The following is a 15,424-nucleotide window of genomic DNA, read 5'->3' on the forward strand; positions in this document are numbered from 1 at the left end:
CGAACGTGGTCTATCGCAGCCTCAAACGCGACCGTCACGCGGCTCTCACCGAGGCCACTTGACACACAGAGGCACTCATCAGCGTCTCCAACGGCGCCTCTCGGGCCCGGTGGCACCACCCCCCAGGTCATCCGTTCGACAGGGGGGACCAGCCATGCCGGGCCCCGAGGCCAGCGGCCCTCTTGCAGGACCGCGAAGAAGATAACGGGGGTGACGTCCCTGCCCCGGGCGCTACGGACCTGTTGCCGGGTCCGTGGGAAACCACGGTAACTGCCATGGCCGGTGAGCTGTCGCTGATCGGCCGTCGCCAGATCCGAAGTCGTCCAACATTCAGCGGAGTTGACCCGTTCCGCTCAAGACTGAGTACCGTGAACCGCACCACGAACTTGCAGCCGTCGCGACGCCGCCGACCACACCTCGGGGCCTCCGCCCCTCACTCGATCAGCTCGGCGTGCGCGACCGCGTCTGTCTTCAATCCGGGCGGAAGCGGCGGCCTGGTTGACCGAGGCGCTGGGAGACCCGTTGCCGCGTTGTGGCCGTTAGCCTGTCGGTATGTCAGAGCGTGTCATGCCCGGTCGCGCGGACGGCCTGATCACCCTGGATGCCGCTGACGCTCTGTGGGTTGATCTGACGGCCGACAGTGCTGTGCCGACGGCTTCCGCGGCGTTCACCTGTTCTCCTGCTCATGCCCGGGCGGGGTACGTCTTGCTCGGCAGCCGTGTGGTGGCGACGGTGAAGGCAAGCGGCGGCCAGTGGAGTGTTTTGGAGACTGAGGTGCGCCGGGCGGCCGCGGAACTGAACGCGGTGAGGATGGATCGGCAGGACCTGGTCCGCATCGGTCCGTTCCGTGGCGCGCCGAAGAAGGAGCGCAACGAGACAACGCTGCTGCGCTGGCGCCAGCGCATCACCCGGGAACTGCAGGAGCTGGGCGAGTCCGAGCGGGCAGTACGACGTGAAGGCGGCGGGCCGTCCCATCTGGCGGGGATCGACTGGCGGCGGATACTCGTGGAGCGAACTCGCGACCGGACGGCGCGGACATGGTGGCTGCCGCGCGCCGTGGTCAGGCTGCTGGATGTGGCCGAGCACACCGAAACGCGGTGGGTGCAAGCCGCGCGGACCTGTCAGGAGAACACGGCTGTCCCCGAGCCGCCCTCCCACCCCCGGCAGGCCCGAGACGCCGGCGGTCGGCAGACGACGAGCCCTAAGGGCCCCGGCGCCTCACTGCGCCCGTACAACGGAGAGCTGGAAGGCCAGCTGTACTCGGTGCTCAGCGGGAAGCCCGGTACCTCTCGCCGGGTGGCCGGGTGGGTGTGCGCCGTCTGCCGCACCGCTCCCGCCACCGTGCTCGACCACTGCCACGAACACGGCTACGTCCGTGCTCCCGTCTGCCAGTCCTGCAACACACTAGAACGCCCCGACCACCTGTACAGCAACGACATCCGCGTGGCGAACCACTACGCACGCCTCTTTGACACCGACACCGACGACTGGCTCCGCCACTGGCATCGCTGCCCCGGCTGCCGCGCACGCACCACCCTGCCCCTGCCGCACCTCGCTGCATGGACCGCCCACATAGCCTGCCGATCGCTGCGCCCGACCCACCACGCCCCCCGCGGGCGCAAGCCCTGCGGTGTCCTGCGTGTCTCCTGGACGGGCAGTCAGAACGCGCCCCGTTCCTGCCTGCTCACCGTCGCCGTCGACTTCTGTCCTTCCGGTGAGCACCGTGTCCTGGCGCGAGTCCCCTACCGGGAAGCCGTCGAGCGGTTTCGCATCTGGTTGGCCGAGACGGCCCCTGCCGTGGCCGCCGCGGCCGGTCCTGACCGCTTGGACGGCCTCCCTGCCCAGTTCCGGCCCGTCATCGCGGACACCAGCGGCGAGGGCCTGGCGCTCTTCTGAGTGAACGCGGGGCAACGTCAACCCACGCCCGCCCGGCGCCGGTTCGCAGTCCACCCGGCGCCTGCGAAACTCGCCGTTTTCTCCACCAACGCCACGAGCAGCTCCACAATTGCGGACATCTCCTGGACGTGCCCAGGGTCTGAGCCCCGGCAGAAGGAACGCCTGCTGGGACTGTTCGCACAGCTGGTCAGGCCCCGGCGGCACGGGGGCAGCGGCGGCGCGGGCGCGGGCGGCGTCGGCGGGGCGGATGCCGTGGCTGAGGGGATCGAGGCCGATCAGTTCGCGGTGCAGGTGGCGAATCCGTAGCGCGAGATCGAGGTGGAGGCGGGGACGTTTGTCGCGGACTGCGGCGATGGTTTGGGCGTTGAAGCGGAGTCGCGGGGCGAGTGCGGTGGCAGGCCATCCGGCACGCGCCAAGTCGGCCAGCAGCCCAGCGGTTTCGGCGGAGCCGGTCAGGCCCGGGGTGCGGGGTTCGCGACAGGCGGGGATGGGGATACCGAGTATGGCGTCGGCGGTGGTGCGAGCGATGTCCCGCGCCACCTGGCCTTGTTCTGGGGTGCGGAGCAGTCGGCGGACCAGGGTCACCGACAGGCCGGCCCGGTCTGCGATGTCCTGTGCGGACATGCCCTGCTCGCGCAGCCGGGCAGCCCACCGGGCGGCGGCATAGGGCGGGACGCGGGCGGTCAGACCGCGCAGGCGGTCCTGGTGGCGTTGGCGGCGGGCCCGGAGGGCCGCCTGGCGGCACTCGGTGCGGGTGCAGCCGTAGTCGGCACACGATGCCTGGCCGTGACGGACGGCTGACCGCTGCGGCCGACGCTGTGCGAGCGGCGAGGCCGGGGCGGTGGCGGACTGTTCTACAGAGGGCGGCATGGTTTCCTGCTGCGAGTTCGTGGTGCCGGTCCACGGTACGCGTCCACGCTGACAAAGCGGCCCACCCCCGACCCCGGCTCGCTGGCAGGGTTATGCGCGCAGGCCGACTGCATTTCCGGGCTGGCTGGTGTGCTCACAGGCCGAAGCGCAGCTCCTGATCAGCATCTTGGGCGCGGAAGAGGCGCTCGTGACGTACCGGGGGGCGCCGAGGGGACATGACCGAGATTTGACGTAGCCCCTCGTCATGGGGCCGCCGCCACACTGATGCAAATACCACTCACGCGGCGGTGGCCGGATGAACTTCCCGCGCCAACCTGGTGATCAGCCCTGGTGCTCGAAGTCCGCGAACGGCGAGTCGCGCAGCGGCAGGGGCTTCGGCCACCAGGGCGGCCGGCCGTGCGGGCAGCGGGCACTCAGGTACTTCCCGTCCGGCGGGGCGGTGTTGTACACCAGGTCGCCGGCGAGGACGGCCAGGAGCACGAGCAGCCCGGCCAGGCTTGCGGTCAGCACTCGGACGAGGCGGCGGCGCGACCGTGCGAGGAAGCGCCTGGCCAGGAGGAAGCCCAGCGGGAAGGCACAGCAGTACGCCGCGATGAGCGGAAGGTTGGTGAGGAGGTAGAAGCGCGGGCTGTCCGCGATGTCGTACGCCGCCGGCCACGCGAGGTTCATGCAGTAGGACCAGGTGTCGCTGATGAAGGCGCCGGCCTCGGCCTCGGCCAGCAGGCCGAGCACCACTCCGGCGACTGGCAGCAAGCAGCCCCACCCACCACACGAGCCCGGTGCCTGTTCTCTGGTCACTGTCCCTCCCGTCCGAGGAGGACGGCGGCCGGCGGTCAGCGGTTCCGCCGCTAGTCGGGGACGGTGACCGTCGGACGGGTGGCCGGATGTCGTCCGTTCTCGTGGCGTAGCGGATCAAGGCTGTGAGCGCGCCGTTATCTGGCCGGGGTGCCCCCGTGACTGGTGGCCGCTCCCTGCGCAAGAGGCAGGCCATCGTGCAACTCTCCCTGGTGAAAAGCCAGTTGAACCATAGGAGTACGCGAATGACCTTATCCCTTCGCCCGCCGCTACCTCTCCGAAGGCAGCATGGACTCCTTCTACGCCGCCCACGATGCCGCCGAACTCCCCGCGGCTACAGCACCACAGGGGACACGACCCAACCCCCTCTGTCCTTTGTCGCGCCGTTCTTTCGGGCCGGGTGGTTATGTGGGCGTTTCGCTGGGGTCCGTGTCCGGACGGGCTTCTTTGCCGCGCTGGGGCTGGGGATTTTGGTCGGTTGGCTGCTGTTGCGGGGTGAGGGATCGGGCCGCGTCGCACTCGATGCAGGCTGCTGCGCGGGGTTGACGGAGCGCGGCATGGGCCTCTTCCCGGGTGAGTGTCCGGTCGCTGGGGGTGCAGCCGATGACGTGGAGGAGTGTGGCGCCCGGGTGTCCGGGGCGGTGGGGCAGGTACTGGAGTGTCCATGCGGGCGGGCGCTCTTGGGACGGGGTGTCTGTTGCGGACAGACGATGGGTCGGGACGTGCTCGTAGGAGACACCGGGTATCGGGCGTGCGTGTGCGGGAGGCACCCAGACTCGCCGCTCGGCAGGTTCGACGGAGCCGTTTGTGCCGTTCTGCCACACCAGGATTCCTACCTGGTAGAGCCAGCCGTCTTTCACCTGTCGGCGTGCGTGCAGCCGTCCGCGGATTTCCTGGGCGTCGGGGAGGATGACGACGATCGGAGCCCCTTGGGGTGACGTTGTGGTCACGGGCGGCGGTCTTGGAGCACGAGCAGCGCTGCGAGGGCCGTGGCGGGGTCAGGGTCGGGTTGACCGATAGGCCACCAGGCGCCGTCCTGTTTCCCGTACGGATACCAGCGGCCGTCGCGGCCGTAGCGCAGTTGGCGGTCGCGGCCGACGACGGTGAAGCGGTTGCGCCACGCGCGCAGCTGGGGAGGCCGCCCGTCCGCCCAGTCCTTGGCGAGCGAGGCTCGGGCGCGGGCGAGTACGGATGCATCCGGGGTCCAGGCGTCCTCCAGGACCGCGAGTGCGGCCGTGCCGCCGTAACTCCAGGCCCGTACCGCCTGGGCGAGCTCGATCGGCGGGCGGCCGGTGCTCTCGGCGATCCGGGCGAAGACCTCGGTCTGTGGGTGCTCGGCGGCGATGCGCACAGCGTCCTGCCACTCCGTCAGGTCAGATGGATTGGGTGGTGTGTCGCCTGCCAACGCGGCGGCGAGTTGGCGGCGGGCGCGCTCGGCCGCGTCGGCGGCCAGGGTTTGAAGCGCCTGCGGGTCGATGCCTGGTTCGGCGGGCCGGGACGCCTCGAAGACGGGCGGGTGCCCGGCGCGTTCGGGCAGGGGCGGCGGTTGGGGCAGCGGTGGCAGGTCGGCGCGCGCCGCGAAGGCCTCTCGGGCCGGTGTACCTGTGGGTGGGGTGGGAGTTCGCGGGGACGGAACCGACGCTGATGCCGAGGCTGCCGCCTTGGATGCCGCGCGGGCGGCGTTGCGGCGGGCGAGCTCGTCCAGCAGCTGCTGTTCGCCGCGGCCGCGCATCAACAGCAGTACGAAGGGGTCTTCGTCCAGCAGGCGTGCGACCTGGTAGCACAGCGCGGCGCCGTGCTTGCACGGGTAGCCCCAGTCGGGGCAGGAGCAGGACGGCTGAAGGTCGTTGGCCGACGGTAGCAGACGTACGCCGGCCTTCAGCGCGTCCTTCACCAGCTCGGTGGGCATGTCGCGGTCCAGCAGTGCGGCGATGTGCCCGGCGCGCGCCGCCACCGCGTTGAGGAGCCGGTCCCATTCCGTGTCGCTGAGGACGGGGATTGCCAATGACACCCGGTAGGGTCGCGGCCTGCTGCCCTGCACGGGGGCGCTGATCCGGCCCGGGACCACGGTCATCCCGCCCACGGATCCGCGCCGCGCGTAGGTGCGACCGCGGGTGAGGCGGCCGGAATCGAGTGAGCACTCCTCCAGCGCCGACACCCATGCCTGGCCCCACCAGGTTGAGGCGAAACCGCCCCGGCGGCCGGGAGCCGGAGGGAAGGGAGGGAAAGTGCGGGCGGGCTGATCCTGAGCCCGCTGCTTGGGCTTCGTCGGGCGCGGGCTCACGTGCGGCTGCCCTTCGTGGTGCTCGGACGGTCTGTGCTCCAAGGCGTGGTGTTGTGGCGCATCGTTACCAGTTCGGCCAGTTCGGCGTCGGAGAGCTCGGTGAGTGCCGCCTCGCCATGGCTCAGCACGGCGTCCGCGAGCCCCTTCTTCTGCTTGAGCATCTGCGCGATCCGGTCCTCGACCGTCCCCTCCGCGATCAGGCGGTGCACCTGCACCGGCTGGGTCTGGCCGATGCGGTACGCGCGGTCGGTGGCCTGGTCTTCGACCGCCGGGTTCCACCAGCGGTCGAAGTGGATGACGTGGCCGGCGCGGGTTAGGTTGAGGCCGGTGCCGGCGGCCTTGAGGGAGAGCAGGAAGACCTGCCGTTCGCCACGCTGGAAGCGGTCGACCATCTCCTCGCGCTGCTTCACCGGCGTCCCGCCGTGCAAGAACTGCGCCGCGATGCCACGGTCTGCCAGATGCTGCTGAAGCAGCCGGCCCATCTCGACGTACTGGGTGAAGACGAGCACCGAGCCGTCCTCGGCCACGATCGCATCCAGCAACTCGTCGAGCAGCTCCAGTTTGCCGGAGCGGCCGGCGAGCTTCGTGTTCTTCTCCTTCAGGTACTGCGCCGGGTGGTTGCACACCTGCTTGAGGCCGGTGAGCAGCTTCATCACCAGGCCGCGCCGGGCCATTCCGTCCGCCTCGCCGATCGCCGCCAGCGACTCACGCACCAGCGCCTCGTACAGGGACGCCTGCTCCTTCGTCAGCGAGCAAGGCTGATCGGTCTCGGTCTTGGGCGGCAGCTCGGGGGCAATGCCAGGGTCGGACTTTCGGCGGCGCATGAGGAAAGGACGGACCAGGCGGGCGAGACGGTGAGCACTCTCCTGGTCGCCGTCGGCCTCGACCGCGCGGGCGTAGCGCTCACGGAAGGCGGTGAGCGTGCCGAGCAGGCCGGGTGTCGTCCAGTCGAGCAGGGCCCATAGCTCGGAAAGGTTGTTCTCAACCGGGGTGCCGGTCAGCGCGATGCGCCCGCCGGCGGGGACGGTGCGCAGCGCCCGCGCGGTGTCGGAGTACGGGTTCTTGACGTGCTGCGCCTCGTCCGCGACGAGCAGGCCCCACGGCACAGCGGTGTCGGCCAGGAGCGCCGCGTCGCGGCGGAGTGTGCCGTACGTGGTGAGTACGAAGCCGTTCGGCGTGAGGTCGTCCAGGGTGCGGCCCGGGCCGTGGAAGCGGCGTACGGGGATGCCGGGTGCGAAGCGCTGCACTTCGCGCTCCCAGTTGCCGAGCAGGGACGTCGGACAGACCACCAGGGTGGGGCCGTGGGCCGATCGCTCGTGATGGCGCAGGTGGAGCGAGATCAGGGTGATCGTTTTGCCGAGGCCCATGTCATCGGCGAGACAGCAGCCCAGGCCGAGGGAGGTCATCCGATCCAGCCAGGCAAGTCCACGCAGCTGATAGTCGCGCAGAGTAGCTGCGAGCATAGCGGGCTGGCCGGCGGTGGCCGATGCGGAGTCCGGGCCCGCCTCCGGCTCGGCGATCCGCGCGCGCAACTGCTCCAGGGCACCGCCCGCGGTGACCGGTACGGACGTGCCGTCGATCTCTACCTCGCCGGTCAGCGCCGCGCCCAGGGCGTCGAGCGCGGTGAGCTCGCGGCCGCGCTGCTTGCGGACCTTGCGGACCAGCGCCTGGTCGACCACCACCCACTGGTCGCGCAGCCGCACCACCGGGCGGTGCGCCTCGATGAGGCGGTCCATCTCCTCCTCGGTCAGCGACTCCCCGCCCAACGCCAACTGCCAGCGGAATTCAAGGAGCTGACCCGAGGAGAGGAAGGTCTCCAGGTCCGAGGGCGTCTTTTTGCGCCGGGGCGGATCCAGCAGGCCGGTCGCGGTCAGCTCCTTCGTCAGGCCCTTTGGCAGGTGGACCTGGATTCCGGCGGCGGCCAGCCGCTCCGCGGCCCCGCCGAGCAGTTCCAACAGCTCGTCGTCGGCGAGCTGCAGCACATCAGGCGCGGCGGCCAAGAGCAGGCGCGACAGCGGCGGCCATGCCTTCGCGCCGCGGCGCAGCGCCAGCAGCGCGTCGATGCGGGTACGGGCGCCGAACTGCTCCTGAGCGGCTGCAGCCCCGGCCCACAGCTCGGCCGCATCTGCCACCAGGGTGGGGTCGGCGAGGCTGTGCAGCTGCACCACGGCCCGGAACTTTGGCCCGCCGCCGCTGTCGCCGAAGTCTCCGCTGTCCCATGCGTCGCTGTCTGCCTCCAGACGCAGGGAGACGCGCACGCCCGCGTCCATCCCGGCGGCCACCTCGGCCGCCCACTCACGCTGTTCGGGGATAGGCACCGGCATCCGAGCGGCGAAGGCCGGACCGGCCATCAGGTGGCGTGCTGCCGGGGAGCGCGGCAGGCCGTCCGCGACCGCGTCCACAAAGGCCCGCAGCAGCGGCTCGGCGGCGGGCAGCGCTACGGGTGACGAGCCCGGCAGCGGGACCGCGCGCGCCTCCGGCGGCATCGCCGCCGCGAGGTCGCGTATCCGGCGCACGTCGTCGCCGTCCAGCGGACCGAGCCGCCAGGCGTCGAACCCGGTGGGGCTCAGCCCTGGCAGCAGCCGCCCCCGCGCGGCAAGTTGAAGCGCAATCAGGGCCCCTGCTCCCCACCACGCGGCGGAAACGGAGGCATTGCCGCTTGGCACCATGGCGCGAGCGCGGGTGAGTACGGGCACCGCCTGCGCGACCGGCAGCAGCACCGCGCTCACCCTCCGCCGCCGGATCCCATTTCCGTGCGGCCGCACGACGGTGAGCTCCCCCAGCTCCACATCGCAGTCGGGCATCTTGCCGCCGTCCGCCCGCCAGAACGCCACACGGCCTTCCCTGGCCGGATCTCCGGGCAGGAAGACGGCTTCGCATGCGCTGAGCGCGGCTGAGGCAGCCGGCGCAACCGCTCCCGGCTTCCTCTGCTCGGCAGGCTCATCCACTTCGACGACCTGGAGGATACGCGCCATGATCGTATGCCCTTCGAGCCGGGGTGTGGGTATGCGCTGAAGTGACACCGTCACGCCTCGTTATCGCGCATCCACAAGCTGTACGGCAGAATGCTATCGAGCCGTGACGGGCGCTCGCGGCGCGGACAAGGGACGCATGAGCGTCAGTGCACCCAGTCGTAGAGCGGCTCGGTGTCCAGCGTGACGCCAGCCGGCGGAGTGGACGACGACCCCGCACGTGTCGCCAGCCGATGGCAGATACACGAGGATGCCGGCCTCGGCGTAGGCGCAGCGCTTCTCGACTCGATCGCGCTGCTCGGATAACGCTCGGAGGGGGGTTTGTTGGTGTATCGCTGGCTTGTTGGCCTGGTGTGTTGTGGGTTCGTTGAGAGTGGGCGGGTGCGCGGTTCCGGCGGGTAGTTCGGGGTGTGAGCTGGGGTTGTGTCGTGTGTGCTGAGTGGGGCCGGGTTCGTTGTGGGTTTCGCTAGCGTGTAAAGGCTGGGTTGGTGTTTGTGCTGGTCTTGTGTCCTGAACATGAATAGGAGTTGGTTGTAGGGCAGCTTCTGGAAATGGTGCTGTGCGGGAGATGAAGGTTTTTTTGGCCCTTCGGAGTCGCCCTGCGGGGGGAGGCTCCAAACCGCCTCATGCTGCGTTGGCTGAAGACCGTCGTGGTGAGCGATGAGGAAAAGGCGCCTGAGAGGTGTCAGGTGGGGATCGGGAAGACGAACGCAAGTGAATCGCTGCCGACGTGTCGAAAACAAAACAGACGGCATCGAAACCGGGGTGTGACCAGAACTCCGGGATGAGCCTGGCGGGTGCCCGTTTATTGGCCAGGCGGTGTCCGGCATGTAGGCGACGTGATCCCGGTCTGCGGCTTCCGCATGGAACAGGAGAAGGCAGGCCCCGACACTGCCGCCGCGTAGCGGTGGCAAGAGGGAGCGCCCCAAGCAGCGGACACTGCGAGGGGCTGAGTACCGACGCGGGGCGTGCTGGCGGACCGGCTCGTAGTAGTGACGAAGCCCCTGTAATGGGGGTGGAGCGAAGGGGCCGGGTCGTTCGTGACTGTGTTGATCGCATCAACCGGACGAAGTCCGGGAGGAGTTCGGTGGACCAGTTGAAGTCACAGGTCAAGCCGTTTGAGATTTCGAAGTGGGAAGTCAAGGAGGCGTGGGAGGAAGTCAGGGCGAACAGGGGAGCGCCGGGAGTGGACGGGCAGAGCATCGACGAGTTCGAGAAGGACCTGAAGGGAAACCTTTACAAGGTCTGGAACCGGATGTCGTCGGGCTCGTATTTTCCACCTCCGGTGCGTGCGGTGGCTATTCCCAAGCCGCACGGTCAGGGCGTGAGAATGCTAGGCATTCCCGCTGTCGCTGATCGTGTGGCCCAGACCGTGGTGGCCCGGCATCTGATGCGAATGGTGGAACCGGTTTTCCATCCGGACAGCTTCGGATACCGGCCCGGACGGTCTGCCTTGGACGCTGTGGAGAAGTGCCGGAAACGCTGTTAGAAAAGGGACTGGGTGGTCGAGTTCGACATCACCCAGTTCTTCGACAGCGTGCCCTGGGACCTCCTGGTCAAGGCGGTGGAAGCACACACGGACGCCGTCTGGGTGAAGTTGTATGTGCGGAGGTGGCTCGCTGCCCCGCTCGCCATGCCCGACGGCTCCCTGTTGGAGCGGGAGCGCGGGACGCCCCAGGGCGCCCCGGTATCTCCCGTGCTGGCGAACCTGTTCCTCCACTACGCGTTCGACTCGTGGATGGCCCGGGAGTTCCCGTCCGTCTGGTTCGAGCGCTATGCGGACGACGCGGTGCTGCACTGCGTCACCGAGCGGCAGGCCCGGCAGGTGCTGGCCGCGCTCGGGGACAGGATGGCCGAGGTCGGGTTGCAGCTGCATCCGGCCAAGACCAGGATTGTGTACTGCAAGGACGGACGACGCCAGGGCTCGTACGAGCACACGTCGTTCACGTTCCTCGGGTACACGTTCCGTTCCAGAAGGAGCCGGAGTCGGCACGGGAAGCTGTTCCTGTCGTTCGACCCGGCGGTCAGCAGGGATGCCCTGAAGAAGATGGGGCGGGAATTGAGGTCCTGGCACCTGCATACCCGCTCGGATCTGTCCTTCCAGGAGCTCGCCCGCAGGATCAATCCTGTGGTGGCGGGCTGGCTCAATTACTACGGCCGGTTCCGGCCGTGGGAGCTGATCCCCTTCACGATGCGCATCAACGCCTACCTGGTGCGCTGGATCCGCCAGAAGTACAAACGGCTCGCGGCCAAGCGGAAGGCCATCGCGAAGATGCAGGAGATCGCCCGGCGATACCCCCGCATGTTCGCGCACTGGCGCCTCACTCCCACCGCAAACGCCGTGGCGATTTGATGATCAGGACGACAAGAGCCGTGTAACGGGCGACTGTTACGCACGGTTCTGTGAGAGCCGGAGGGTGAGATTCCCTCCGGCTACTCGGCAGAGCTGTTTTGCCTGTTCGGTGGGCGGGGGTTAGCGGTTGCGGGTGGGGCGGTGGTGTTGTTCGGCGAGGTGGTCGAGCTGTATCGCGTCGAGGGCGGCTTTGGTGATGCGTTCGGTGTCGTCGTGGATGGCGGTGATGGCTGCTTGGCGGATGAGCCTTGTGAGGGATCCGATGCGGCCGGCGGTGCGCTGGTGGAGGTAGGGGGCGTGCCGGAGGAGGGCGCCGGGTTTGTGGTGGGTGAGGTCGAGGGCGTTCTCGATGTCGGTGATGACGTCGCGGAAGGGTTCGCGGGTGCCGTGGCGGGCGGGGAGGGGGCCGCAGGTGATGAGGGTGGCGCGGCCGGCGAGCTGGGCGCCGCGGGTGCCGCTGAACAGGGGTGTGTCGGTGACGTTGATGCCGGCGTAGACGAACGTGGCGGCCAGGCGTTCGGTGAGGTCTTTCAAGAGGTCGGCTGCTTGTGCGCCGGTGGTGGTGCGGGGGTTGAGGCGGTGGATTTCGTCGATGAGGACGAGTTGGACACCGGCGGCGGTGTAGGTGTGGCAGACGGCGTCGGTGATCTGGGTCTGGGTCATGCGGGTGGTGGTGGGGATGCCGAGGTAGCGGGCGAATTCGGTGATGAGGGTTTTCGCGGTGGCGCCGGGCGGGACGAGGACGTACGCGACGGGTGCCGCGGCGTGGGCTGATCCGGGCGGGGGCGGGGTTTTGCGGGTGTGGGCGAGGTGGCAGGCGCGGCCGACGTGGAGGAGGGCGGTGGTTTTGCCGGCTGCGGCGGGTCCGGTGACGATCAGGGAGGGGCGTGCGGTGGCCTGTTGGTGGCGGCCCAGGACCATCAGGGTGCGGACCTGGGTGGCGAGGGTGCTGATGGCGGGGGTGCGGATGGTGACGAACGCGGAGTGGTAGGCGAGGCGTTCGTCGCGGCTGCGGGCCGGCTGGCCGGGCTGGGGCGGGGTGAGGGGCTCGGTGGTGGCGAATTGGTGCCAGCCCTGCCAGGTGGTCAGGGGCCAGGACGGCTCGGCCGCACCGATGCCTGCGCCGGCGGTGGTGTTCGCTGGTGTGCTGCTGGGGTTGTGCGCCGTGGGGCGGGGGCGGGTGTTCACCATTTGTCGGCTTCCTCGTGTGCGTCGTAGAGCCCGAATCCGGTGGCCGTGGCGGGCGCCTCTTCGTCGGGGAGGTCGTCGAGGTCGTCGATGCTGTCCTCCTCGTCTCTCTGCGGGGGGCTGTCGGCGCTGTGGCCGGTGTCGTGGTCCGGTTGGCGGGCTGTGGGGAGCGAGAGGGGGGTGGTGCGGGCCAGGAGGGCTTGTTCGGTTTTGGTGGCGTGGCCGCTGTGGACGCGGCGCATGAGCTGGTCGAGGGCGTCGGCGAGGTCGGCTTCGTGACGGTCGGCGTCGCCGTGGTTGCCGTGCACGGCGAGGGTCCTGATGTGCTGCCAGGTGCGGTCGTTGAACGGTTGGTGGACGTGGTCGCGGTGGATCCAGGGGATCTCGGTCAGCAGGCCGTCGGGCAGGCGGATCCAGATCTGGCGGACGTCGTGGGGGTTGTAGTGGATCTCCCATTTGCCGCCTCGGCCAGCGACCGGGGAGGACTGGCCGCGATAGGGGGCCAGCAGGTCGTGGTCGTAGGTGCGGTGGTGGATGCGGATGCCGAAGGCGGTGACGGCCTGCCAGCGCACGGGCAGCAGCTCGAGGTAATCGCTTCGGGTGAGAGGGACGGGGACGTACCCGGCGACGGCGACCAGCGCGGCCCACATCTGGTTCGGCGTGAGGGCCTTGCGCGGCATCATCGGGTGGCGCAGGCCTTCGTGGGGGCGGTGGTGGTAGTGCACCAGCCATTCGTCGAGGAGGTCCTGCAGGTGGGCGACGCTGTAGCAGGCCTCTTGTTCGGCGTCGGGCCCGCGACGGGTGACGTCGGATCCGGTGTAGCCGGGCAGGTGCTGGCAGAACAGGGCGTTGATGGTGCCAAACGCACGCTCGACGATGCCTTTGGCGGTGGGAGCGAAGGGCGGGGAGGGCTGGACGCTGATGCCGAGGGTCTCGCAGGCTGCCGTGAACGCCCGCGACAGGTAGATCTTGCCCCGGTCGACGACGATCGTCTCGGGCAGAACGACGGGGCGGGCTGCCGCATTGGCCAGGCGTTCGTCCAGCGTGGTCAGCTGCTGGTGGGGGAGTGCGGGGGCGTGGTCCATGCGCAGGATGTTCGGCCAAGTGGGGCGGGCGGGGTGCGGGACGGCCATCTCCGCCAGGAGCAGGGCCGCGTCGACGGCCTTGGTCGCGCTGGGGCACAGGACGGCGGCGAGGATGGCGCGGGTGGCGACGTCGACGGCGATGGTGAGCTCGGGGCGGGCGAGGCGGCCGTCGTCGAAGAGGGCGAGGACGTCCAGGCGGGTGGTGTCGACCTGGACCTGCTCGCCGGGCCGCAGCGCCCTGGCGGGGGTGAAGGCCCGTCCGTCGAAGCTTGCGGGGGTCTGCCGCACGGGCCCGGCGGGCAGTTCGCCAGGCCGGGCGAGGGCGGTGACAAGCCGGTACAGCGTGGCCTGGGACGGTGTGGGCACCGTGCCGGGGCCGTGGCGGTCGGCAAGGATCTGGGTGATCAGCGGGAACAGGCCGTTGATGGTGCCCTTGGAGCGGCCGCGCCGTCGGCGCAGTGCCTCGCGGACGGCGGCGACGACCCGCTCGTCGGCCCGCCCGGTGGGGCTGGAGGCGCGGGTGGTGCGGTGATCGAGGAGCCCCCACAGGCCCTGTTTGCGGTACGCGAGCCGCATGCGCTGCACCGTGGTGCGCGACACCCGGCCGAAACCCAGCGCGGTCAGTTCCTGGGCCTTGGCTTGTTCCCGCTCGGCCAGCGTGTGCCGGGCGGGGTCGTAGGGCTCGCGCACCGTCCCGTGGCTGCCGGGCCCGCCGGGCAGCCCGCAGTCGACCTCCCTCACATGCCGCTGCCAGGCGAGCGCCTTCTCGCGCGCCGCTGCGGGGGCGGTCTCGAACAGCCCCCACTTGGGGACGGCTTGAGGTGCGTCGGCCCCGACGACGGCGAAGCCGGGGTCGGCGAACAGGTGCCCGGCGAGCACGGCCTGACCGCCGCCGTCCGGCCCGACGAGGTGGATGTCCTGCCCAGCCAGAGCGACCACCTGCCACGTCACGCCGCGGAAGCGGACATGCGCCCCGGCCTTCACCGCCGGCCGGGCATTGCGCCGAGCGCTCACCGGGCACTTCCCCTCGTGCCGGGGACATTGCCGTCCTGGGCAGTGACCAGGACGTGTTCGTGCAGCGGCGTGTGCAGCGACGTCGTCAACCGGCCGTGCCACAGGGCGTGGTAGACGGCGGGCAGGACGTCGATCGGGTCTCCGGCCGCCTGGGCGCCTTCGAGCAGCGGTCGCGGCCGCGTGAAGGACTCCAGCACGGCGGGCATCAGGCCCGGGCGCCCGGCGTTGCGGGGGTGGCGGTAGCCGGCCAGCCATTTCAGGTTGGCGGTGAGGACGTCGTCGAGCGGGGTGAGGCGCTGGTAGGTCCAGCCGATCTCCTCGCACGCCTCACGCATCGCCTTCGCGGCGGCAAGGGCGCGTTGGCCGCCGGCGTCGGGGTGGCTGGGGCAGTCGGCCAGCAAAGCGGTGCCGTCGCGGTAGCGGGCGAACAACTGCGGCACCCACGAGCGGATCTGCCCGCGGCCGGTACGCCACAGCAGCCGCAGGGGCCGCCGCCCGGCCAGCCCCGTCACCTCCGGGTCGCGGTCCAGGACCATCAGCTGGGTGCGCATCGCGTTCGACCCGGCGCACACATGCCGCCCGGTAGTGGCCGACCACCACAGGCCCGGCGCCCATCGGCGCCCCGGGACCACCGGGAACGCCGACACCGGCGACATCTCCTCGAACGACACCGTCAGGGCCGCGTCCGCCCACCGTTGCTGGACTTTCTGTCCGGCCGGGTCGAGGAATTCCGCTTCGAACCCGCTCCCGCGGCCTGCCGCCGTCTGTCCTGTCCGGCCGTCCGGCCCGCCTGCACCTGTGCTGATCACCCGCGTCAGCCAAGCCGCTCCCACCGACCGCCGCGGCCGTTTTCAGTATTTCTGCCACAAACGAGTAGGACTCCGTTAGGTCTGTCTCGCGGTCCTGTTTGGGGGCATGTTGGGGGGTGTGGACGCACATGAAGTGAACCGAGCTCGGGCGAAGTTGG

General features: G+C 70.0%; 9 protein-coding genes and 1 pseudogene. 3 read left to right on the forward strand and 7 right to left on the reverse strand.

Annotated elements, in window-relative coordinates; genetic code table 11:
• The first annotated feature begins 552 nt into the window (after positions 1-552).
• Entirely contained in the window at positions 553-1,896 is a 1,344-nt protein-coding gene (locus tag ACFYOH_RS43195) for an endonuclease domain-containing protein (protein ID WP_388637430.1), read from the forward strand.
• Between the two features lie 1,191 nt (positions 1,897-3,087).
• Here ACFYOH_RS43195 and ACFYOH_RS43200 read toward each other — a convergent pair.
• From ACFYOH_RS43200 to ACFYOH_RS43215, 4 genes are all read right to left on the reverse strand, one after another.
• A complete protein-coding gene (locus ACFYOH_RS43200) occupies positions 3,088-3,519 on the reverse strand; it encodes a hypothetical protein (protein ID WP_388637433.1) in 432 nt (143 codons plus the stop codon).
• Between the two features lie 446 nt (positions 3,520-3,965).
• Positions 3,966-4,511, reverse strand: a complete 546-nt coding sequence (locus ACFYOH_RS43205; RefSeq protein ID WP_388637436.1) for a DUF6233 domain-containing protein — start codon at positions 4,509-4,511, stop codon at positions 3,966-3,968.
• On the reverse strand, positions 4,508-5,572 hold the full coding sequence (locus ACFYOH_RS43210; RefSeq protein WP_388637445.1) for an SWIM zinc finger family protein: 1,065 nt from the start codon (positions 5,570-5,572) through the stop codon (positions 4,508-4,510). Before ACFYOH_RS43210 ends, ACFYOH_RS43205 begins: the two co-directional genes overlap by 4 nt.
• A 269-nt stretch (positions 5,573-5,841) precedes the next feature.
• Positions 5,842-8,820 (reverse strand): DEAD/DEAH box helicase, encoded by a 2,979-nt coding sequence (locus ACFYOH_RS43215; protein ID WP_388637439.1) that lies wholly within the window; start codon positions 8,818-8,820, stop codon positions 5,842-5,844.
• A gap of 1,252 nt (positions 8,821-10,072) precedes the next feature.
• On the opposite strand from ACFYOH_RS43215, the pseudogene ACFYOH_RS43220 reads away from it, so the two are divergent.
• Together ACFYOH_RS43220 and ACFYOH_RS43225 are read left to right on the forward strand one after the other, a co-directional pair.
• Positions 10,073-10,789, forward strand: a pseudogene (locus ACFYOH_RS43220) (reverse transcriptase domain-containing protein); the annotation flags it as partial.
• Between the two features lie 75 nt (positions 10,790-10,864).
• The gene (locus ACFYOH_RS43225) at positions 10,865-11,170 is read left to right on the forward strand and encodes a group II intron maturase-specific domain-containing protein (protein WP_388637448.1); all 306 of its coding nucleotides are present in this window, start codon (positions 10,865-10,867) and stop codon (positions 11,168-11,170) included.
• A 120-nt stretch (positions 11,171-11,290) separates the two neighbouring features.
• Here ACFYOH_RS43225 and ACFYOH_RS43230 read toward each other — a convergent pair whose 3' ends face one another.
• The 3 genes from ACFYOH_RS43230 to ACFYOH_RS43240 all read right to left on the reverse strand — a co-directional run bounded on the left by ACFYOH_RS43230 (position 11,291) and on the right by ACFYOH_RS43240 (position 15,263).
• Positions 11,291-12,259, reverse strand: a complete 969-nt coding sequence (locus ACFYOH_RS43230) for a TniB family NTP-binding protein (RefSeq protein WP_388637451.1) — start codon at positions 12,257-12,259, stop codon at positions 11,291-11,293.
• A gap of 95 nt (positions 12,260-12,354) precedes the next feature.
• On the reverse strand, positions 12,355-14,457 hold the full coding sequence (locus tag ACFYOH_RS43235; protein WP_388637442.1) for a Mu transposase C-terminal domain-containing protein: 2,103 nt from the start codon (positions 14,455-14,457) through the stop codon (positions 12,355-12,357).
• Complete coding sequence (locus tag ACFYOH_RS43240) at positions 14,454-15,263, reverse strand: TnsA-like heteromeric transposase endonuclease subunit (RefSeq protein ID WP_388637454.1); 810 nt, start codon at positions 15,261-15,263, stop codon at positions 14,454-14,456. The genes ACFYOH_RS43235 and ACFYOH_RS43240 overlap by 4 nt, the downstream gene beginning before the upstream one ends.
• Positions 15,264-15,424 lie beyond the last annotated feature (161 nt).

This window comes from Streptomyces sp. NPDC007856 (assembly GCF_042868225.1).
In the GTDB taxonomy this organism is placed as follows: domain Bacteria; phylum Actinomycetota; class Actinomycetes; order Streptomycetales; family Streptomycetaceae; genus Streptomyces.